General features: G+C 37.3%; 25 protein-coding genes, 1 tRNA gene and 1 riboswitch. Of the genes, 18 read left to right on the top strand and 8 right to left on the bottom strand.

Features of this window, described 5'->3' with window-relative positions:
- Positions 1-113: 113 nt before the first annotated feature.
- From VB715_RS11850 to VB715_RS11905, 12 genes are all read left to right on the top strand, one after another.
- On the top strand, positions 114-1,193 hold the full coding sequence (locus VB715_RS11850; protein ID WP_323301420.1) for an esterase-like activity of phytase family protein: 1,080 nt from the start codon (positions 114-116) through the stop codon (positions 1,191-1,193).
- Between the two features lie 162 nt (positions 1,194-1,355).
- On the top strand, positions 1,356-2,108 hold the full coding sequence (locus VB715_RS11855) for a metallophosphoesterase family protein (RefSeq protein WP_323301421.1): 753 nt from the start codon (positions 1,356-1,358) through the stop codon (positions 2,106-2,108).
- A 185-nt stretch (positions 2,109-2,293) separates the two neighbouring features.
- Entirely contained in the window at positions 2,294-3,067 is a 774-nt protein-coding gene (locus VB715_RS11860) for a DUF1350 family protein (RefSeq protein ID WP_323301422.1), read from the top strand.
- Positions 3,068-3,089: 22 nt separating this feature from the next.
- Positions 3,090-3,347, top strand: coding sequence for a glutaredoxin family protein (locus tag VB715_RS11865; protein WP_323301423.1), 258 nt, complete (start codon positions 3,090-3,092; stop codon positions 3,345-3,347).
- A gap of 92 nt (positions 3,348-3,439) precedes the next feature.
- Positions 3,440-4,621, top strand: coding sequence for a PP2C family protein-serine/threonine phosphatase (locus VB715_RS11870; RefSeq protein WP_323301424.1), 1,182 nt, complete (start codon positions 3,440-3,442; stop codon positions 4,619-4,621).
- Between the two features lie 19 nt (positions 4,622-4,640).
- Positions 4,641-5,690, top strand: a complete 1,050-nt coding sequence (locus VB715_RS11875; RefSeq protein WP_323301425.1) for a chemotaxis response regulator protein-glutamate methylesterase — start codon at positions 4,641-4,643, stop codon at positions 5,688-5,690.
- Positions 5,691-5,707: 17 nt separating this feature from the next.
- Positions 5,708-6,295, top strand: coding sequence for a DUF6272 family protein (locus VB715_RS11880; protein ID WP_323301426.1), 588 nt, complete (start codon positions 5,708-5,710; stop codon positions 6,293-6,295).
- Between the two features lie 47 nt (positions 6,296-6,342).
- Complete coding sequence (locus VB715_RS11885; protein ID WP_323301427.1) at positions 6,343-6,687, top strand: SiaC family regulatory phosphoprotein; 345 nt, start codon at positions 6,343-6,345, stop codon at positions 6,685-6,687.
- A gap of 6 nt (positions 6,688-6,693) precedes the next feature.
- Positions 6,694-7,179, top strand: coding sequence for a histidine kinase (locus tag VB715_RS11890; protein WP_323301428.1), 486 nt, complete (start codon positions 6,694-6,696; stop codon positions 7,177-7,179).
- A gap of 134 nt (positions 7,180-7,313) precedes the next feature.
- Positions 7,314-8,039 carry a hypothetical protein gene (locus VB715_RS11895; RefSeq protein WP_323301429.1) on the top strand — a complete coding sequence of 242 codons (726 nt, stop codon included), beginning with the start codon at positions 7,314-7,316 and terminating at the stop codon, positions 8,037-8,039.
- 389 nt (positions 8,040-8,428) lie between these two features.
- Positions 8,429-8,779 (top strand): hypothetical protein, encoded by a 351-nt coding sequence (locus VB715_RS11900; protein ID WP_323301430.1) that lies wholly within the window; start codon positions 8,429-8,431, stop codon positions 8,777-8,779.
- On the top strand, positions 8,748-9,083 hold the full coding sequence (locus VB715_RS11905; RefSeq protein WP_323301431.1) for a hypothetical protein: 336 nt from the start codon (positions 8,748-8,750) through the stop codon (positions 9,081-9,083). Before VB715_RS11900 ends, VB715_RS11905 begins: the two co-directional genes overlap by 32 nt.
- A 78-nt stretch (positions 9,084-9,161) precedes the next feature.
- Here the strand turns inward: VB715_RS11905 and VB715_RS11910 are convergent, their stop codons facing one another.
- Positions 9,162-9,440 carry a hypothetical protein gene (locus VB715_RS11910; RefSeq protein WP_323301432.1) on the bottom strand — a complete coding sequence of 93 codons (279 nt, stop codon included), beginning with the start codon at positions 9,438-9,440 and terminating at the stop codon, positions 9,162-9,164.
- 81 nt (positions 9,441-9,521) lie between these two features.
- Here VB715_RS11910 and VB715_RS11915 point away from each other — a divergent pair, with 81 nt between their 5' ends.
- Positions 9,522-9,767 carry a hypothetical protein gene (locus VB715_RS11915; protein WP_323301433.1) on the top strand — a complete coding sequence of 82 codons (246 nt, stop codon included), beginning with the start codon at positions 9,522-9,524 and terminating at the stop codon, positions 9,765-9,767.
- On the opposite strand, the gene VB715_RS11920 is transcribed toward VB715_RS11915, so the two are convergent.
- Positions 9,732-10,097 (bottom strand): hypothetical protein, encoded by a 366-nt coding sequence (locus VB715_RS11920; protein ID WP_323301434.1) that lies wholly within the window; start codon positions 10,095-10,097, stop codon positions 9,732-9,734. The two genes, VB715_RS11915 and VB715_RS11920, sit on opposite strands and share 36 nt — an antisense overlap.
- Before the next feature lie 133 nt (positions 10,098-10,230).
- Positions 10,231-10,303: transfer RNA gene (locus VB715_RS11925), tRNA-Phe, on the bottom strand.
- Positions 10,304-10,427: 124 nt separating this feature from the next.
- Positions 10,428-10,523, top strand: a riboswitch (TPP riboswitch).
- Between the two features lie 7 nt (positions 10,524-10,530).
- Between VB715_RS11925 and thiC the strand changes: the two genes are divergently transcribed.
- From thiC to VB715_RS11945, 4 genes are read left to right on the top strand one after another with little or no spacing between them, the layout of a single operon-like run.
- The gene (gene thiC / locus VB715_RS11930; RefSeq protein ID WP_323301435.1) at positions 10,531-11,910 is read left to right on the top strand and encodes a phosphomethylpyrimidine synthase; all 1,380 of its coding nucleotides are present in this window, start codon (positions 10,531-10,533) and stop codon (positions 11,908-11,910) included.
- Between the two features lie 55 nt (positions 11,911-11,965).
- The gene (locus tag VB715_RS11935; protein ID WP_323301436.1) at positions 11,966-12,553 is read left to right on the top strand and encodes a Uma2 family endonuclease; all 588 of its coding nucleotides are present in this window, start codon (positions 11,966-11,968) and stop codon (positions 12,551-12,553) included.
- A 32-nt stretch (positions 12,554-12,585) separates the two neighbouring features.
- Positions 12,586-12,801: a hypothetical protein gene (locus VB715_RS11940; RefSeq protein ID WP_323301437.1), complete on the top strand. Its 216-nt coding sequence runs from the start codon at positions 12,586-12,588 to the stop codon at positions 12,799-12,801.
- On the top strand, positions 12,798-13,073 hold the full coding sequence (locus VB715_RS11945) for a type II toxin-antitoxin system mRNA interferase toxin, RelE/StbE family (RefSeq protein ID WP_323301438.1): 276 nt from the start codon (positions 12,798-12,800) through the stop codon (positions 13,071-13,073). The genes VB715_RS11940 and VB715_RS11945 overlap by 4 nt, the downstream gene beginning before the upstream one ends.
- Positions 13,074-13,086: 13 nt before the next feature.
- On the opposite strand, the gene VB715_RS11950 is transcribed toward VB715_RS11945, so the two are convergent.
- The 5 genes from VB715_RS11950 to VB715_RS11970 all read right to left on the bottom strand — a co-directional run bounded on the left by VB715_RS11950 (position 13,087) and on the right by VB715_RS11970 (position 18,780).
- A complete protein-coding gene (locus tag VB715_RS11950) occupies positions 13,087-15,147 on the bottom strand; it encodes a prolyl oligopeptidase family serine peptidase (RefSeq protein WP_323301439.1) in 2,061 nt (686 codons plus the stop codon).
- Between the two features lie 134 nt (positions 15,148-15,281).
- Positions 15,282-16,202: a copper resistance protein B gene (locus tag VB715_RS11955; protein WP_323301440.1), complete on the bottom strand. Its 921-nt coding sequence runs from the start codon at positions 16,200-16,202 to the stop codon at positions 15,282-15,284.
- Positions 16,203-17,969, bottom strand: coding sequence for a copper resistance system multicopper oxidase (locus VB715_RS11960; RefSeq protein WP_323301441.1), 1,767 nt, complete (start codon positions 17,967-17,969; stop codon positions 16,203-16,205).
- Positions 17,970-18,122: 153 nt separating this feature from the next.
- Positions 18,123-18,326, bottom strand: coding sequence for a hypothetical protein (locus tag VB715_RS11965; protein ID WP_323301442.1), 204 nt, complete (start codon positions 18,324-18,326; stop codon positions 18,123-18,125).
- 88 nt (positions 18,327-18,414) lie between these two features.
- Positions 18,415-18,780, bottom strand: coding sequence for a hypothetical protein (locus VB715_RS11970; protein ID WP_323301443.1), 366 nt, complete (start codon positions 18,778-18,780; stop codon positions 18,415-18,417).
- A gap of 155 nt (positions 18,781-18,935) precedes the next feature.
- Here VB715_RS11970 and rppA point away from each other — a divergent pair, with 155 nt between their 5' ends.
- Complete coding sequence (gene rppA / locus VB715_RS11975; RefSeq protein WP_323301444.1) at positions 18,936-19,637, top strand: two-component system response regulator RppA; 702 nt, start codon at positions 18,936-18,938, stop codon at positions 19,635-19,637.
- Positions 19,638-19,641 lie beyond the last annotated feature (4 nt).

Consider the following 19,641-nt stretch of genomic DNA (forward strand, 5'->3'; position numbering starts at 1 on the left):
CAAATTAAGATAACATTGATTATAAGATAACGATTGAGGAGTTGGCAGTGAGGAGAAGGATTAAAGTTGTCCTAAGTGTGATATTAAGCATCCTGTTGACAGCTTGTAATAATATGCCACAAGTGCGGGCAGAGCAACGATTATTTCCCAGTCTTTCCCTAGAATTTTTGGGAGAATATCAATTACCTAAGCAAATCTTCCAAGAAACTGCTGTGGGTGGCCTATCTGCCATCACATATAATCGCCAAATAGATCGCTTTTATGCCCTCTCTGACGATCGCTCTCAAAAGGCCCCCGCAAGATTTTATACCCTCAAGATAGATATTGCTCCCACCGATGACAAGCCAGGGAAAATTCAAGCTGTTACGGTGGAAGACGTGACTTTCCTCAAGTCCCCATCAGAAAAAACTTACGCCCCCCAAACCATCGACCCCGAAGGCATTGCCTTGTCTCCGAGAGGGACAGTCTTTATTTCCAGCGAAGGAGCTATCAACAAAGATATTGCTCCCTTGATTGGGGAATTTGATCTAAAGACGGGACAAATTCAACAACAAGTTCCCCTTCCTCAGAAATATTTACCCGCTAAACAACCCGATGAAAGTCCTCGCGGTGTGGAAAATAACCTAGGGTTTGAACCCCTAACCATTAGTGCTACCAGTACCCTTAAAGATGACCCCTTTCGCCTCTTTACTGCCACTGAAGCCTCTTTAAAACAAGATACCGCAGACACGCCTCCTGTTAACATTCCGGTGCGTCTCCTCCATTATGTCATTAGTCCTATTGGGCCACCTGTGTTAATTGCCGAACACTTATACTTACTCGATGAAACCCCCAAAGGTGCATTAGCCAATGGGTTAACGGAATTATTAGCCCTACCCCAAGAAGGAACTTTGTTAAGTCTGGAACGAACGTTCGGTTTATTTGGTCATGGGGCGAAATTGTTTCAGGTGGTGAATAGTAGTGCTTCTGAGACATCCAATATTGAGAGTTTTAAGGAAGGAATAGCAGGAATTAAACCCTTAAAGAAAAAATTATTACTCGATTTGCAAGAGTTAGGGATTGAGTTAGATAATTTAGAAGGAATGACCCTAGGGCCGAGATTAAAGGATGGCAGTCAAACATTAATCCTCATCAGTGATGACAATTTCAGTCCTGAGCAAGTCACGCAATTGCTGTTATTTCAACTAAGATGAGAATAAAGGGCAACAGGAAAGATCCCCCGTCAAACTTTTTGTTATGATTTCAGTATTTTAGGCAAAATATGGGAATACTAATAATACATATACTTGAAACCCCACGGAATTTTTTCCCAGGAGTCACGGTGTTAAACTTCCACCCACAATTATAAAATAGCCATGCCCCATCGCCAAATCGTTATAGGTGACGTTCATGGTCACTACGATACCCTAATCAGTTTACTCGATGCGATCGCTCCCGACAGCGACGACCAAGTTTATTTTCTTGGAGATTTAATTGATCGCGGCCCCCAAAGCGCACAAGTCGTTGATTATGTGATGAAACATGGCTATAAATGTCTGTTAGGCAACCATGAACATATGTTACTGGGAACGGTTGGTAAAGGGGGCATTGATAGTCATCAACTCCAAGGATGGTTATATGGAGGTGGTTATCCTACCTTAGTCAGTTACGATCATCATATCCCTCAAGAACATATTGAATGGATGAAAAAACTGCCCACCTATATAGATTTAGGGGATGTATGGTTAGTGCATGGGGGTGTTAACCCAACAATGCCTTTAGAGGAGCAAACCGCCGAACAATTTTGTTGGGTACGGGATGAATTTCATGCTATGACTGAGCCTTATTTTAAAGATAAAGTGATTATTACGGGTCATACTATTACTTTTACATTTCCAGGGGTAGCACCGGGTAAATTAGCAGCAGGTGCGGGATGGTTAGATATTGATACGGGAGCCTATCATCCTAATAGTGGTTGGTTAACAGGGTTAGATTTAACCAATGAAATAGTTTATCAAGTACATCGCAAACATAAAACAAAACGGACTTTACCTTTAGCAGAAGCAGTAGTTTCTATTGACCCCTCGACAGTAATTTCTAAACGGGCCAAACGCCCTTCTGTTGTGTAAAAAGATAAGTTTCTTATACATTTTGGGTGCAGATTCCATAGGGCCCCACATTGGGAAAATGGCAACCTTTGTAGGGGCGCAATGCTTGCGCCCTCATGCTTAATCTATAAAGAGGCAGTGCATCGGCTTATAAAGTTAGTTAGAGAATTAGTTTATAATCAAGTGTGATTGTTTTAGGATAAGTTATGGAATGGCAAGAAATCTCAGGTAGTTCGGTATTAATTCCCAGACATCCTATGGCTGTGATTCATTTTTTGGGGGGTGCATTTGTGGGAACTGCCCCTAACTTTACCTATCGTTGGTTACTCGAACAACTAGGTAAAGAAGGATATGCAGTAATTGCTACACCCTTTATTAATACCTTAGATCATTTAGCGATCGCCCGCAATGTCCTCAACCGCTTTGAGAGTATATTAGACCGTTTACAAGTCAATAATTCCTTAGGACAAAGATATCTTCCTACTTATGGAATTGGTCATAGTATGGGGTGCAAACTGCATTTATTAATTGGCAGTCTTTTTTCCGTAGAAAGGGCAGGTAATATCTTGATTTCTTTCAATAATTATCCAGTAAAAAAGGCTATTCCTTTCTTAGAACAAATTGATATTGATAATTCCTTAAACTTAGAATTTACCCCTTCTCCTGAAGAAACAAGGTTAATTATTGCCAAAAGCTATGAAATTCGTCGTAACTTACTGATTAAATTTAGTAAAGACAACATCGATGAAACCCTGATTTTAAATCCGGTGTTACAAGAAAGATTCCCAAATTTGATCGCCTTACAGACATTATCAGGTAATCATTTAACCCCATTAGGACAAGAAATAAACTGGCAAGCTGGGGAAGTTTTTACCCCATTAGATGCCGTAGGACAATGGGTTAAACAAAGTTTTGCCCGTGATTTATATAATCTCAGAAGTGAGATTTTAAGGTGGTTAAATCCTGCTAAAATTATTTAATCATTAGCCATCATCCCTATTTATGCAACTCATTCTTTATAGCAAACCAGGCTGTCATTTATGCGAAGGACTACAAACCAAACTGCAACAGATGGAAACCCTGAAATTTGACCTAGAAATAAGGGATATTACCACCCGTGAAGATTGGTTTGAAGCTTATCAATATGAAGTCCCCATCTTGCGTCAACAATTACCCGAAGGAGAAAAAACCATTCCTCGGCCGTCCCCTCGCGTCTCCGTCGCCAAATTAGAGCAAATCTTACAAAAATATCTCAGCTAAAACCCTGGGATTTTCAAGATGCTCAGCGATAGTCTGTACAATAGTTAAGAAAGGATTTGATCGCGGTCTGAATTGTTCTTACTAACCCTTTAATGCTTGACTCCTTCATTAGTGTCCTCCTTATTGACGATCAGCCTACTATCGGTGAAGCCATTCGCCGTATGTTAGCGACGGAAACAGATATTATCTTTCATTATTGCCGCGATCCAACTCAAGTATTTCAACGGGTTCAAGAAGTCAAACCAATGGTTATTTTACAAGACTTAGTGATGCCTGATATAGAGGGTTTAATGTTAGTGCGGTTTTTGCGGGCCAAAGACGCTCCTACCCATGATGTTCCCTTAATTGTCCTTTCTAGCAAAGAAGAACCCCTGATCAAAGCAGAAGCCTTTAAATTAGGAGCCAATGATTATTTAGTCAAATTACCGGATAAAGTCGAATTAATTGCCCGCATTCGCTACCATTCCACTGCTTATATTAACCTGCTCAAACGTAAAGAAGCCGAAGAAAAACTTAAAGAAGAAAATCTCCGTCTCAGTGCAGAAATTGAAATCACTCGCCGACTACAACAGATGATTTTACCTAAAGCCGAAGAATTAGAAAAAATTGAGGGCTTAGATATTGCGGGATTTATGGAACCGGCCACAGATGTCGGTGGGGACTATTATGATGTTTTGAACTACAATGGACGGGTTAAAATAGGCATTGGGGATGTAACGGGTCATGGCCTAGAAAGTGGTGTGGTGATGATTATGGTGCAAACCGCCATTCGTACCTTAATGACCCATAATGAAACTGATCCCTTTGTATTTTTATCCGTGATTAATCGCACCATTTTTGATAATGTAGAGCGCATTAATTCTGACAAAAACTTAACCCTTTCTTTACTCGATTACGAAAATAATTGTCTACGCTTAAGTGGTCAACATGAATCTTTAATTCTGGTCAGGAAAGGGGGAGAAGTGGAAATCGTTGATACCATTGATTTAGGATTTCCTGTGGGGTTAGAAGAAGATATTAGTGATTTTCTCGGAGAAACGGAAATTTGGCTCAATGCTGGGGATGTAGTCGTCCTCTATACCGATGGTATCACCGAAGCAGAAAATCCCTCTGGAGAATTATATGGGTTGGATCGCTTATGTGAAATTATCAGTCAAAATTGGGAATACTCAGCCCAGGGGATTAAAGAGGCCGTGATTAAAGATGTTCGGCAACACATCGATTATCAAACCGTCTATGATGACATCACGTTATTGGTAATTAAACAAAAATAGTGCTGATTAAATAGCCCTGATGAGGATCGCAATTGTTAATGATACGGTGATGGCAGTAGAAATGCTGCGGCGAGTGGTAACTTCTGTCCCTGGCTATGAAGTCGCTTGGGTAGCCCGCAATGGCAGTCAAGCGATCGCTAAATGCGCTATTGATACTCCTGATCTCATTTTAATGGATATGATAATGCCAGATCTGGATGGGGCAGAAGTAACGAAAGTGATCATGAAACAATCTCCTTGTGCGATTCTCATTGTGACAGCCGACGTTCAAAAAAACTCCTCAAAAATCTTTGAAGCCATGGGTTATGGGGCCTTGGATGTAGTGAGTACCCCCACCTTGGGGCGATCGGGAGAACCGACTTTGGCCCAAACCTTACTCAATAAAATGGCGACCTTGGGTATTTTAATTGGTAAACTCAATCACAAACACCCAACTGCCCATGAGTCCTTTTTAGCCCCAAGCAAGGCTTCAGCTAAATTATCTTATCCTCCCCTCAGTTTACCACCGTTGATTGTGATTGGGGCTTCAACGGGAGGCCCTAACGCATTAGGGACTGTATTATCTGAGTTTCCCTCCAATTTTGCCGCCGCCATTGTGATTATTCAACACGTGGATGCTCAATTTTCTTCGGGGTTAGCTAAATGGCTGAATGAACAAACCCCCTTATCGGTTATTTTAGCCCCTGATGGTGGTTGTCTCGAAGGGGGAAGGGTTTTTTTGGCGGGAACTAACGATCATTTAGTTTTACGCCCCAATTTAACGCTAACATACACTAAGAAGCCTCAAGATTATCCTTATCGTCCCTCCGTGGATGTGTTTTGTGAGAGTGTGGCTCAATATTGGAGTCGGAAGGGTATTGCTGTGTTATTAACAGGCATGGGACGAGACGGGGCGATCGGGCTACAAGTGTTGCGTTTAAGGGGATGGCATACGATTGCCCAAGATCGACAAAGTTCTGTGGTTTATGGAATGCCCAAAGCGGCGGTAGAAATGGGGGCCGCGGTTGAAGTGCTTCCCTTGTCTGCGATCGCAGCAACCTTGATTAAACGAGTTATGCTTATTTCTTAGATTATGGCAAATTACCCATGAAAAGTTACGAGATATATGGAGACTTTTTGGAAGAATTACCAGCTAGTGATCAATTTTTGGTGATTAGCTTTTCTCCGTCATCAATTCCCTTAAAACAACGTTGGCGCAATAATGGATTATCAGCGGATTTTGTGGCGGATTATTTAACGACATTTTTTCCGGCGGATGAAGATGATTTAAGTACAGTTGAACGCCAAAAAGAACTTAAAGGTGCAGTTAGTTATATTGCCAATGAACTATTAGAAAATGCCATGAAGTTTCATGATGAAAGTGTTCATAACACGATTCAATTTGGGATTCATTTGTTTGATGAAACTGTGGTTCTCTTTTCAAAAAACTGTATTCCTTCCGCTAACTGGCCTCGGTTTAAACCGATCATTGAAGACCTGATTACTTCTGATCCTCAAGAATTATATATCAATCAGATGGAAAAATTAGCTGAAGAGGATGATAATCATGGCTCTGGCTTAGGATTAATTACAATTTGTTGTGATTATGGGGCGAGTTTGGGTTGGAAAATTGATAGTCAGGAAGAGAACCTGGGGATCTTGACCATCAATACTATGGTACAATTACAGGTATAATGAGGGCGAATTATGACTGATTTATGGGACAAAAGGAGTTATTAACAATGGAAGTTAAAGCTGATAGCTATCGAGTTGATTATAATGCAGAAACCATAACCATTAGTTTTCAAGGTTCATTACGATTAAGTGGCGTTGAAGAATATGAACCTATTGTTAACTTATTAAATCAGGTTGCTGAGCAGAATCATGAAACGATTACCCTCGATTTAAAAGCACTAGAATTTCTCAATAGTTCTGGGATTAGTATGCTTTCTAAATTTGTTATTAATATTCGTAAACAAAAGACCAGTAATATTTTTGTGAAAGGATCTCAAGCCATTCCTTGGCAGGGAAAATCTTTAAAAAATCTTCAGCGATTAATGCCAACTTTGACCCTAGAATTTGAATAGATATTAATGATGCTTGACGATCAACTATCTCAAGAACAACTGGTAAATCAGATTAAAACACTTCACAAACAAATTGAAGAGTTTAAAAATGATAAAGAAGATCTGGAAATTCTCTTAGAAACGATTACGGAACATTCAACAGATTTAGAGAACGAAATTTACGAAAAAAATCAGATCATGCTGAAGTATTTGCAGCAAGTTAAATTAGTAACAGAAGCAGCAGCAGCAGTTGAAAGTGAGTCTTTTACCATTGATAGTCTGAATGACGTAGCAGCAAGGGAAGACGAATTAGGACAACTCGCTCGCGTCTTTCAAAATATGGCGAAACAAGTGGAAATCAGAGAAACTAAATTACGTCAGCAAGTGCAAGAATTACGGATTGAAATTGATAAAGGTAAGCAAGCAAAACAAGTTGCTGATATTGTTCAAACCGATTCTTTTAAAAACTTAAAGCAAAAATTAAAACGAATAAAAGATTCACGTAAATCTTAAAATTTTAGGATAATAATAATCAGAGTTTGGATAAAATAGTAATTATATTTATTTTAGCGATTGAGAATAACTCTCAATGAAGCGTCGTTAATTCTAATTATCTTTGAATTAATTCTGTTTCTATTAAAGATAATTTGCTTTTAGCTGGATGGACAATTCCCGTTAATAATATCAATAATACTACGACCAATAATTATTTTATTGGCAAAGGTGACAACGGGTTAACTCAATGTTGGGCTAAGGTTTCAGCTAACGCCACTGATATTATTGTTCAAGGAGATTGGGGCGGAAATAATACGATTTTATCTTCTGAATGGTCGATAGGAAAATATACAGAAGGACAAGAAAACAGGCTTTATTTATGTTGGTATTCAGGCCAAATTAATAGTATGGGGTGTGTTTATGCAGAAGTGGCCCGTAATTGGGCAAATACTGATTACTGGGTTTCTTGGGAAGATGTCGGTTTTAATAATGTAACTGATTGGAATACAACATCATCAAATAGTTATCCAAGTCAAGGAACTTTTGATCGTTTTACCACAGCTTTAAAACCTTACTCAACTTATTCGTCTAACGTTGGCAGTAGAAACGCAAGCAGTTATGCACAAAATGGCTCTTTAAATGCTGTTGATCAATTGGCAGTTTTAGTCCCTATGTATTTTGTTGAAGGCTTAACTTCAAGTTTATCTTATCCCACCTTAACTTATCAAGGTGATAGTATTCCGTCTTCTTTACCTATTAGGGGCTTATATACTAGGCTGATGCAAATGTGGAAATTTGCCCCAAAATCGTTCGCTCTACTTTTGTCTTTTGTAAAACGGCTTTTAAAGCCGTTTTACAAAAGACAAGGACTTTTTTAGCGATCGCAAAAAGTGTAAGAATTCTTCCCAAAGATTTAACCCCTAGAAATGTTAACACTTGTTTTGTAGTCAATGACTCAGAAGTCAATAGAAACCTGATAAACCCCTATCATAGCGGTGATTCAAACCATAATCTATTGATTAAACAAGTTAGAGATAATTTTAACTTTGTTACTTTTGGGATTCAAGGGGAAACCTGGAACTCTAATATTGAAGGCATTCTAACATGAGTTTTAAAGTTATTTTTGATGGTCAATTAACCCCTAATCAAGAAAACTTAACCGTTCTAGGGTTTTAACTTTATCTTCGGACTTTCCAATTGAAAGCTTATTTTTGATTAGTAAAGATTGTTGTTTAACCACTAAAACCTTATCCTATGGGTCTTAATTATGTTTTTTCCAACAAACAATAAGGGTGTTTTTTCTGACAAAGAAAATAGAAAAGTTAGTTTTTTCCCTTTTATTAAACGATTAAAACTAGAAGGTCACTATGTTATCTTACATTGGAATAAAATAGCCCAGAAATGGGGGTTCTTTGAAGGAAATGTTAATAGATACTATCTAGCAGATGCTAAAGTTATAGCTCCTATTACCTGTAAACATGAGTTAATTGATGTTTTCGCGGGTTCTCTGCCATCCTGTGTAATTCTCTATCGAAACTGTTCAATTGTTGTAAAAAATCAAATTCTTACTATTCGAGAGGTGAATCATGAGACGATTTCAAGCCAAGCAAGACACTAAAATAAAACTTAAAGAAGTTGATAGCAGTCAACTGAAAAAGGGTGAATTATTCGATGTCGAGAAAGACACAATTATTGAAACAGACGATTACATCAAACAAGCTATTGATGGCAAACATTTATTAATTACTCAAGTTTCACGAATATTCGGCGATCACTGGGAAGAAATTAAACCAGAATTAAGAGTTTTCATTCTGGCATCTTCGATCTCACCATATCAATCAAATCGTCAAGGGTTTTTAAAACTTTTTCAGGGGTTCTACTTAAGTCTTCAAAACTCTTTTCTGTTGGCTTATCTTCCTTGAATCCATAGATTTCCTCAATTAAGTCTCTTTGAGTGATTAACTGGTTTACTTCTTTAAATTCTAGGTTTTCATTAATTATTAGGGATTACCAGTAAAAAAGAATCTAGCCCCTGCTGTAGCAATCGCTCCGAACAATAAAACGATTAACGCCCAAACTTGACTATTTTGGGTTGTTTCTACTTTTTCTAGTCGCTTGTCCATACCCTCGACTTTCTCGGTTAGGGTTGCTACGCCTACCTTTAAATCCGTTACATCTTTCTGGATAGTGTCCAGTTTCTCCTCTATCTTCTTGAATTTGTCCTCTATGCCCTTAAGGACTTCTGCAATGGAATAAGTGACAGTAGTGGGTTCAGTCATAGGTTAAACTCCTAATAATTCTATTTTTCTAATGTCTCCTAGTTTCTCTCTGGGGGACTTCTCTTTATTTTATTGCCAATTTTGCGAAATCCTTTACGGGACTTCCAAGTAATTAAAAGTTACTCACTACATATAGTGTTATTGAAGCGGCGATCGCTCGGTTGGTTGCAAGCGGCTTTCTTTGTCGGGTATCAGGTTGAGATTGAAGAATGGCTGATTCTAGAATCTCAACCGTTAACGGTTTGTCAGAAGGGAGTCGCTGAAACGGTTTCAGGTAATCTTCACGCCACGTTAAAAGGGTTTTCTCGTTTCGTTCTCGTTGGTTGAAATAATACTTTCAAAGGATTCTATCGCATCACCTATGGTTATATAGGTTTCATTATTTATATTTATATGATCATCCCATCTGAACTTATCAAGGGTCAACTGACCACTAATTTCCTTGGCCTTACCCTTGGCAACTTGTAAACCCTCATCCGTTGCGGGTAAATTAAGCGTTAACCGTTGTTGATGGGAATTAGTAAACTTGGAGTTAGGACGGGGCGGGAATGTTCCCCTAAGCAACAATTTAGATCCCCGTTGTTCAATTGTTAAATTAATTGAAACTGCTTTTAAAATCTCGTTAGCTTTTTTCAGCTTTTGGATAAAATTACTCATTTTTGCCTTGGACTAAATTTGGACTAAATTTAGAAAGGCTAATTAGTCCCAATTAGTCCTAATTAGTCCTTATTTAGATAGAGCAAAAAAACCGAAAACCTGAGTCAATCAGGGGTTTCGTCATTACAAAAAATGCCAGGAACCAGACTTGAACTGGTGACACGAGGATTTTCAGTCCTCTGCTCTACCAACTGAGCTATCCCGGCAACTGAATTTTTTCCAGTGCTTAACAAGCATAACAAATCTTTTTAACCATTGCAAGAGGATCAGCAAAAATTCTTTACCTACAGCATCATCTTAAAACGCCCAAGCATCAATGGTACAATTAACACTTATAGCTAGGGGTGTCTGGGAATCCAGGCTGAGAAAGACCCTTAGAACCTGAGACTGGGTAATACCAGCGTAGGGAAGCTGTTTCTAGAGGTATACAAGTATGAGATCACAATGGGTTGCGAAGCGACGGGGACAAGAAAATGTATCCCAGATGCACTATGCGCGTCAAGGGGTCATGACGGAAGAAATGGACTATGTGGCGAAACGGGAAAACCTTCCCCCTGAGTTAATTCGAGCAGAAGTTGCGCGGGGACGGATGATTATTCCGGCTAATATTAATCATACCAATTTAGAACCAATGGCTATTGGCATCGCCTCTAAATGTAAGGTTAATGCTAATATCGGTGCTTCTCCTAATTCTTCCAATCTTGATGAAGAAGTCGCTAAACTGACATTAGCGGTTAAATATGGGGCCGATACGGTGATGGACTTATCCACCGGAGGAGGGGACTTAGACACCATTCGCACCGCCATTATTAATGCGTCTCCCGTTCCCATTGGGACTGTTCCCATTTACCAAGCGTTAGAAAGCGTTCACGGTAACATTGAAACCCTGACCCCTGATGATTTTCTCCACATCATCGAAAAACACGCTCAACAAGGGGTAGACTATATGACCATTCATGCAGGTATTCTGATAGAACATTTGCCCTTGGTTAGAAGTCGTTTAACGGGTATTGTCTCTCGCGGGGGTGGTATTATTGCCCGTTGGATGTTGCATCATCATAAGCAAAACCCTCTCTATACCCATTTTGATGAAATTATCGAAATCTTCAAGAAATACGATGTTTCTTTCAGTTTAGGGGACTCTTTACGGCCTGGTTGTACCCATGATGCGTCAGATGAAGCGCAACTTGCAGAACTGAAAACCTTGGGCCAGTTGACTCGTCGCGCTTGGGAACATGATGTGCAGGTGATGGTTGAAGGGCCAGGCCATGTACCGATGGACCAAATTGAGTTTAATGTTAAAAAGCAGATGGAGGAGTGTTCAGAAGCACCTTTCTATGTTTTAGGTCCCTTGGTGACAGATATTGCCCCAGGTTATGACCATATTACCTCAGCGATCGGTGCAGCTATGGCCGGTTGGTATGGTACAGCGATGTTGTGTTATGTTACCCCCAAAGAACATTTAGGGTTGCCTGATGCAGAGGATGTCAGAAATGGCTTAATTGCCTATAAAATAGCGGCTCATGCTGCTGATATTGCCCGTCATCGTCCGGGGGCCCGCGATCGGGATGATGAACTGTCTCAGGCTCGTTATAATTTCGATTGGAATCGTCAATTTGAGTTATCTTTAGATCCTGAAAGGGCGCGAGAATATCATGATGAAACCTTGCCCGCAGACATCTACAAAACGGCGGAATTTTGTTCAATGTGTGGGCCAAAGTTCTGTCCCATGCAAACAAAAGTTGATGCAGATGCGTTAACAGAGTTAGAGCAATTCTTAGCCCAAAAAGACAAAGAAAAAGTCGCTCAATAGTTTAGTAGGGTGGGCAATGCCCACCTTATTTTTAAATAGGAGAATAGAGGTTAATATGCAAGTCCAAATTGAAAAACAGTATTACACATCAGAAGAATATTGTCAGTTAGAAGAAACAGCAGAATATAAAAATGAATATCGAGACGGAGAAATTATTCCGATGACAGGAGCAACCATTAATCATAATCTTATTGCTGGTAATTTTTATAAAATTTTTCCGACCAATATCAACAATGAGGATTATTGGGTTTTCATGAGTGATGTGCGGTTATGGATGCCAGAATATCGCTTATATACCTATCCTGATGTGATGGTGGTTAAAGGTAAACCTGTTTATGAGGGAAAAGGGACAAATAATATAATCAATGCGTTAATTATTGTAGAGGTATTATCGAAATCTACGAGAGATTATGATCGGACTGATAAGTTTAAATTTTATCGCTCAATTCCCGAATTTAAAGAATATATATTAATCGATCAATATAGTTATTATATTGAACAATTTTATAAACAAAATAATGGGGAATGGCTTTTTAAAACTTATGAATCAGAAAATGATATTTTAAAATTATATTCGGTGTATTTTCAACTTTCTATTTTAGATATTTATAATCGAGTAGATTTTGCTCTAGAAGAAGAATGATAAAATAGAAAAAATCAATCAATTCTAATCCTATGGAAAATACCTCAACCTTTCAAAAAGCAATAGAAACTGTCGAAGCTCTTTCGCCAGAGGAACAAACTATACTTATAGATATTATTCAAAATCGTCTAGGAGAACATAAACGTCAAGAACTCTTACAAGACATTACTGAAGCTGAACAGAATTATCTTTCAGGTAATTTTAAACAAGGTTCAGTGGCAGATTTAATGGCAGAATTAGACGAATGAAAAATTTACTTTGGACTGAGACATTTACCCGAAAATTTAAGCGTCTAGTTCATCAAAATCCTCAACAGAGGCTAGAGCAGTTAAGCAAGAATCCTTTTCATCCCAGTCTACGAACCCATAAACTAAAAGGGGAATTTTCAGGAATTTGGTCATGTTCCATTGATTATAGTTATCGTATTTTGTTTAAATTTAATCGTATTTTGTTTAAATTTACTAGAGAGGAAAATGATATTTTGTTGCTAACGCTAGGCTCTCATGATGAAGTTTATTAGAAAGCTTTCTGATTTAACAATTCATGTGTAAATTATCGACTAAAAATGACCACTTATCAGCAATTTCTTCTATCATTTTAGTGGTAGGTTTTCCCGCCCCATGACCCGCTTTTGTTTCAATGCGAATTAATACAGCTTTATCTCCAATATGAGCATTTTGTAAAGCCGCAGCAAACTTAAAACTATGGGCAGGAACCACACGATCATCATGATCTGCTGTTGTAATCATTGTAGCAGGATAAGCAGTTTTTGACTTTAAATTATGCAAGGGAGAATAGGCATAAAGTGTCTTAAAATCTGCTTCATTTTCTGCACTTCCATATTCGGAACACCAAGCCCAACCTATGGTAAATTTATGAAATCTCAGCATATCTAATACCCCCACAGCAGGTAAAGCAGCCGCAAATAAATCGGGTTTTTGGGTCATACAAGCTCCCACTAATAACCCCCCATTACTACCCCCACCAATGGCTAATTTTTGAGGAGATGTATAGTTATTCGTTATTAACCATTCGGCAGCAGTAATCAAGTCATCAAAGACATTTTGTTTCTTATTTTTCATCCCTGCTTGATGCCATTCTTCCCCATATTCTCCCCCTCCTCTTAAGTTGGGAACAGCGTAAACTCCTCCCATTTCCATCCAAACAAGATTACTTATGGAGAAATTAGGGGTTAAGGAGACATTGAAGCCACCATATCCGTAGAGATAAGTCGGGTTATTGCTATCAAATTTTAACCCTTTTTTGTGAGTAATAAACATAGGGATTTGTGTCCCGTCTTTACTCTGATAAAATATTTGTTTTGTTTCAAAAATATCAGGATTAAAGTCTACACTGGGTTGGCGAAAAAGGGTACTTTCTCCTGTAATCATATCGTAACGATAAATGGTTGAAGGTGTCGTAAAACTGGTAAAATTATAGAAGGTTTCTGTATCATGTTTTTTACCACCAAATCCCCCAACGGTTCCGATTCCAGGTAAGGTTACTTCTCGGATAAAATTCCCTTGTAAATCAAAGATTTTAATACAGGAATAGGCATCTTTTAGATAGTCACAAATAAATTGATTATTTAAAATACCAACATCTTCTAGGGTTTCGTCTGTTTCAGGGATAATTTCTAGCCAATTTTCTTTATTCGGTTGATTAATATCAATCTTAATTACTTTACCTTTAGGAGAGTTTAAATCAGTGCGAAAATAAAAATTTGAGCCATCATTATCGATAAAGCTATAATCAGCTTCAAATTCGTTGATCAGTTCAATTACTTGAGCATTGGGGTTAGTTAAATCTTTATAAAAAATGAGATTTTTGGGATCTGTTCCTTTCCAAACACTAATAATTAAATATTGTCCATCTTCGGTAACATTGCCACTAAACCCCCATTCTTTTTCGTCAGGACGATCATAAATTAAAATGTCTTCAGTTTGGGGGGTTCCTAACTGATGATAATAGAGTTTTTGATAATAATTGATGTCTTCAAGTTTTGTTTTTTCCTTGGGTTCATTATAACGACTATAGAAAAATCCTTGATTATCTTTTGTCCAAGATGCACCGGAAAATTTAATCCATTTGAGATGATCGGATAAGTCGTTGACCGTTTCAATTTCTTTAACTTTCCATTCTACCCAATCTGATCCGGATGTGGATAACCCATAGGCTAAATATTGACCATTTTTAGAAATGGATAAGCCTGATAAAGCCACTGTCCCATCTTCTGTAATGGTGTTAGGATCTAATAAAATTGTGGGTTCATCATCAAGATTTTTTAAGGTGTATAAAACGCTTTGATTTTGTAAGCCATTGTTTTTAAAATAAAAATAGCGATCGCCTTCTTTAAAGGGAATACTATACTTTTCATAATCCCATAGTTGGGTTAACCGTTGTTTAATGGTTTCTCTGGCTGAAATTTGGGATAAATAATCAAAAGTAATCTTATTTTGTGCTGCTATCCAAGCTTGACTTTCTTTTGAGTCTGGGTTTTCTAACCAACGATAAGGATCTTTAACTTCGATCCCATGATAAACATCAATCACATCTTGTTGCGGGGTGTTTGGATAGGAAAACTTAGGTGACATTTTTAGAAACTTATGAGGTAATGACCATCCCTTACAATCTTATCATAAATTTTTATCGGAAGTTTAAGATTAACAGGATTTTAAAATTAAATTATATCTATGTTGCCATAATTACCTTGATAATTAGGCTATTTTTAAAATAACAGCCTAATTCCTCCTACTACAGAAAAATTATCAACACTTTCCCCTTCTTCTCTGGAGAAATCAGATGTTCTTCCGACTAAACGTATCCAATTAATCCCCAAATAAGGAGCATGATTACGATTGATTTCATAACGTAACCGTAACCCGAATTCAATATCATTAACCCCTGAACCAATCCCAAAATTTTCTACTTCTTGAGCAGCAAGATTAATCTCAAATCTGGGTTGCAAAATTAATTTTTGAGTCACTAATAATTCTTGTTCTACTTCAAGTCTTGCTGATATATCTCCATTTTCACTAATAAATAAAGCGGTATCAACTTCAAATAAATTAGGAGCTAATCCCTCTACTCCAATGACAGCAAAGACACGACCTTTATCATCATCAGGGCCATATTCTCTATCATATCGTAAACCCACTTGTAAATCCCAAAAAGGGGCAATTAAATAACCATAAAGCAGTTGTATTTCAGCGTCTCCACTTTCTTTTTCAGCAAAAGCAACTTCTCCCTCGGTTTTTAACCAAATTCTTTCATAGTCACCTCCAACCCAACCTTGAACATCCCAATAAAATAAATCTTTTCCATCACTTGCACGATATTCTAATCTATCAACTAATAAAAGCCAAAAAATTTCGTCATCTTCTATGGGTGACGGCCAGTTTTCTTCGTTTTCTTCATTAGTATCAGGAACCTCATATTCTTGTTGTGCGAATTCTTGATTAAAGTTTTCATTGGCTACAAAATCATCATCAAAATCTTGTGTAAATATGTCCTGATTATTGTTAGTAATTGTTTCCTTGAGCTTGAAAATTTCTAAATGCTGTGTGGTTTCAGATTGAACAATAGGAATATTAATTAAAGACAAGAATCCAGTTAAAAAACTAGAATAAATAATTATTTTTGAGTTCATTTAACTGGCCTCAACCGGACGATCAGCAATCGCAACAGTCCGAAACATTCCCACTTTCATGTGATAAAGTAAATGACAATGCAAGGGCCATTTACCCGTCACATCAACGTTAACTTCGACAGACATTTTCTCAGCAGGTTTAACAATCACGGTATGTTTGCGAGGTTTATATTGACCTGCACCATTATCTAATTCCATCCACATTCCATGTAAATGGATGGGATGTTCCATCATAGTTTGATTGATAAAAGTTAGACGTAATCTTTCCCCTTTATAAAAGGTAATTTCTTTTTCTTCTGAATATTTTTTGCCATTAAATGACCACATATAACGTTCCATATTTCCTGTTAAATGTAGTTCTATTTCTCTGTCTGGTTTTCGTTGGTCATAACCAGGAATAATATTACGAAGATCACTATAAACTAAAATACGAGTTCCTGTATTTTCTAACCCAATTCCTGGTTCATTTAAACGACTTTGTACCATCATGGGAACACCAGCATTTCCTACACCGAAATCGTTAGAATCATTCATAACTGCTTCATCATTGAACATATCATGTTCCATTGTTGTATGATCCATATTTTCTGAAGCATCATGATTCATAGAACCGTGATCATTATGTCCTGAACTATCATGATTCATGGTTGAATTATTATTCATTCCTGACATATCATGATTCATTCCCATATCTTTCATTGAACGGACGGGACGTTCTCGAAGTTTAGGAATAGGTGCGCTCATTCCTTTACTAATAGCTAAAGTTCCACGTGCATAACCACTACGATCCATTGTTTCTGCAAAAATAGTATAAGCTTCCTCTTTTCTTGGTTGTACAATGACATCATAAGTTTCTGAGACTCCAATACGAAATTCATCAACAGTAACAGGTTGAATATTCTGACCATCTGCTTGCACAACGGTCATTCTTAAACCAGGAATACGCACATCAAAAAAAGTCATGGCCGCAGCATTAATAAATCTCAATCTGACTTTTTCCCCTGGTTTAAAAATTCCTGTCCAATTTGTTTCTGGAACTAAACCATTCATTAAATAACTATAAGTAGCACCTGTTACATCAGCAATATCTGTGGGGTCCATTCGCATTTCCCTCCACATAGAATCATCAGATAAGTGTTCAATAGTTCGTCTTTGGTTGTTGTAATAAGCACTCATTTTTTTGAGATTACTTAATACATCATGGGGGTCTTCATAAGTCCAGTCAGAAAGAATTACAACATAATCTTTGTCATATTCAAAGGGTTCTGGTTCTATGGGATCAATAATCATTGCACCAAAATGACCCCGTTGTTCTTGTAGTCCACTATGACTGTGATACCAATAGGTTCCATTCTGAATAACTGGAAATTCATAAGTAAAGGTTTGACCTGGTTTTATTCCCGCAAAACTAACCCCAGGAACTCCATCCATTTTAGATGGTAATATGATACCATGCCAATGAATAGAAGTATCTTGATTAAGATTATTAGTAACGTTAATTTTGGCGGTTTGTCCTTCTTTTAAACGAATTAAAGGCGCAGGAATGGTATTATTGACGGTGATTCCTGTGGCTTTTCGACCACCAATTTTAACGCTAGTTTCTTGAATTGTTAAGTCAATAACATCAGAATATTTTGAGTTATCTTGAACTGCTTTTTGACCCTTCATCGGTTGACTATGAGCAGGAGTTAAATAATCTAATCCAACAGCTAAACCTAGTCCTGTTGTCAAACGCAAAAAGTTACGTCTATTTAATGGATTTTTCATAATTATAATAATCTTGATTGACAATACAAGTTTTTTCGTACAGGAGTTACTTGAGATCTTAAAAATTACAATACAAAATAGCCTGTAGGGGCAATTTTATTTAATGTATTTGTTGTATTAATTGATTCTTTCAAGAACCCACTCCCAGATTATTTATGATTTTCCTTTCTTGGGAGGATGAGAATTTTGCTCATGTCCTTCATGGTCATGATTACCACAATTATTATACCAATCTTGTGTTAATTGAGATTGATTTTTGTCTAGGGTTTTTGCATTGACTGGGTTGGAAATTAAGGCGATCGCAAAAGTTCCACTAATGACTATTCCCAATATTAAAGCAGATTTTAACCTTTTCATTATTGTTGAAGAATCCTAAAATTGACTACATTTTGAGTATGACAAAAGAAAATGAAATCACCATGAAATTGCTTTAAAAATTTTCAGTTTATTGTTGAGTCTGATGATGGTTCATAGTTCCAGTTCCAATTCCCACCATTTCCCCCATTTGGTGTATTTGTCCTGCTAATTGCTCCATTTCTGACATCATCTGTTGATGTTGCTTGTGCATTTGGGTGATTTCTTCTGGAGTCATTTGGTTCATTTCTTCTTGCATTTCTTTAAGCATTTGCTGCATTTGTCCGATGGATTTTTGATAACTTTGACGTATTTGCTCAGGAGTCATTGATGAGCTTGCTTGAGCGACTATAATAGGGGTAATAGGAGAAGTTTCTGCGACAACAGGAAGACTGGTTAATGATGTGCTTATTCCCAATGCGATCGCTGTAATAACGTGATTACTTATAAGTTTCATGATGTTATCTTTTTAAGTCGTAGTTGATCTCACCTTTATTATTGCGCCTAAAAATGAAATCAGGATGAAATGACGCTATGATTTTTTTGAGTCATAATCATTGATTATTATGTTAATGATAGAAATATCAACATCAAGAGAAAACTTTTAAATTTATGCGTATTCTTTTAGTGGAAGATGAACCCGACTTAGGAAAGGCAATTAAACGCACGTTAACTGAACATAATTATATTGTAGATTGGGCGCAAGATGGGGAAGAAGGATTAAGCTTTTTAGAAATGGGTTCTCAACAGTATACTTTGGGGATTTTTGACTGGTTGCTGCCTAAGTTATTAGGAATTGATTTACTCAAAAAAATACGACAAAAAAATAATCCTTTACCCGTCTTAATTTTAACAGCTAAAGATCAAGAAGAAGACAAGGTTATTGGTTTAGATGCAGGTGCTGATGATTATTTAGTTAAACCCTTTGGTATGGCAGAGTTATTAGCCAGATTACGCGCTTTACAACGTCGTTCACCTTATATTAATCCTCAACAATTGACTTTAGGAAATATAACTCTAGACTATGGTAAATATGCCATTTTTTATAAAGAAGAAAAGGGCAATAATCAGTTAATTGAATTAACAAGAAAAGAATTTCAACTCTTAGAATACTTCATGAAACATCCTAATCAAATTGTTACCCGCGATCAATTACTCTCTCAAGTTTGGGAATGGGGAAATGAACCAATGAGTAATGTTGTTGCTGCTCAAATTCGTTTATTAAGACAAAAGTTAGCACCCTATGGGGGTGAAAATTGGATTAAAACAATTTATGGATTAGGTTATCAATTTACCCTTGATAATTCAAATTAACAGG

It is taken from the genome of Crocosphaera sp. UHCC 0190, assembly GCF_034932065.1.
In the GTDB taxonomy this organism is placed as follows: Bacteria; Cyanobacteriota; Cyanobacteriia; order Cyanobacteriales; family Microcystaceae; genus UHCC-0190.

Coding starts and splice junctions, on each gene's coding strand:
- VB715_RS11910 (WP_323301432.1), bottom strand. CDS start 9,440: ATGACTGAACCCACTACTGTCACTTATTCCATTGCAGAAGTCCTTAAG.
- VB715_RS11880 (WP_323301426.1), top strand. CDS start 5,708: ATGAAAAGTTACGAGATATATGGAGACTTTTTGGAAGAATTACCAGCT.
- VB715_RS11935 (WP_323301436.1), top strand. CDS start 11,966: ATGCAAGTCCAAATTGAAAAACAGTATTACACATCAGAAGAATATTGT.
- VB715_RS11955 (WP_323301440.1), bottom strand. CDS start 16,202: ATGAACTCAAAAATAATTATTTATTCTAGTTTTTTAACTGGATTCTTG.
- VB715_RS11855 (WP_323301421.1), top strand. CDS start 1,356: ATGCCCCATCGCCAAATCGTTATAGGTGACGTTCATGGTCACTACGAT.
- VB715_RS11875 (WP_323301425.1), top strand. CDS start 4,641: ATGAGGATCGCAATTGTTAATGATACGGTGATGGCAGTAGAAATGCTG.
- VB715_RS11870 (WP_323301424.1), top strand. CDS start 3,440: ATGCTTGACTCCTTCATTAGTGTCCTCCTTATTGACGATCAGCCTACT.
- VB715_RS11920 (WP_323301434.1), bottom strand. CDS start 10,097: ATGAGTAATTTTATCCAAAAGCTGAAAAAAGCTAACGAGATTTTAAAA.
- VB715_RS11960 (WP_323301441.1), bottom strand. CDS start 17,969: ATGAAAAATCCATTAAATAGACGTAACTTTTTGCGTTTGACAACAGGA.
- VB715_RS11900 (WP_323301430.1), top strand. CDS start 8,429: ATGTTTTTTCCAACAAACAATAAGGGTGTTTTTTCTGACAAAGAAAAT.
- VB715_RS11965 (WP_323301442.1), bottom strand. CDS start 18,326: ATGAAAAGGTTAAAATCTGCTTTAATATTGGGAATAGTCATTAGTGGA.
- VB715_RS11905 (WP_323301431.1), top strand. CDS start 8,748: ATGAGACGATTTCAAGCCAAGCAAGACACTAAAATAAAACTTAAAGAA.
- VB715_RS11860 (WP_323301422.1), top strand. CDS start 2,294: ATGGAATGGCAAGAAATCTCAGGTAGTTCGGTATTAATTCCCAGACAT.
- VB715_RS11940 (WP_323301437.1), top strand. CDS start 12,586: ATGGAAAATACCTCAACCTTTCAAAAAGCAATAGAAACTGTCGAAGCT.
- rppA (WP_323301444.1), top strand. CDS start 18,936: ATGCGTATTCTTTTAGTGGAAGATGAACCCGACTTAGGAAAGGCAATT.
- VB715_RS11945 (WP_323301438.1), top strand. CDS start 12,798: ATGAAAAATTTACTTTGGACTGAGACATTTACCCGAAAATTTAAGCGT.
- VB715_RS11865 (WP_323301423.1), top strand. CDS start 3,090: ATGCAACTCATTCTTTATAGCAAACCAGGCTGTCATTTATGCGAAGGA.
- VB715_RS11970 (WP_323301443.1), bottom strand. CDS start 18,780: ATGAAACTTATAAGTAATCACGTTATTACAGCGATCGCATTGGGAATA.
- VB715_RS11890 (WP_323301428.1), top strand. CDS start 6,694: ATGATGCTTGACGATCAACTATCTCAAGAACAACTGGTAAATCAGATT.
- thiC (WP_323301435.1), top strand. CDS start 10,531: ATGAGATCACAATGGGTTGCGAAGCGACGGGGACAAGAAAATGTATCC.
- VB715_RS11850 (WP_323301420.1), top strand. CDS start 114: ATGCCACAAGTGCGGGCAGAGCAACGATTATTTCCCAGTCTTTCCCTA.
- VB715_RS11950 (WP_323301439.1), bottom strand. CDS start 15,147: ATGTCACCTAAGTTTTCCTATCCAAACACCCCGCAACAAGATGTGATT.
- VB715_RS11885 (WP_323301427.1), top strand. CDS start 6,343: ATGGAAGTTAAAGCTGATAGCTATCGAGTTGATTATAATGCAGAAACC.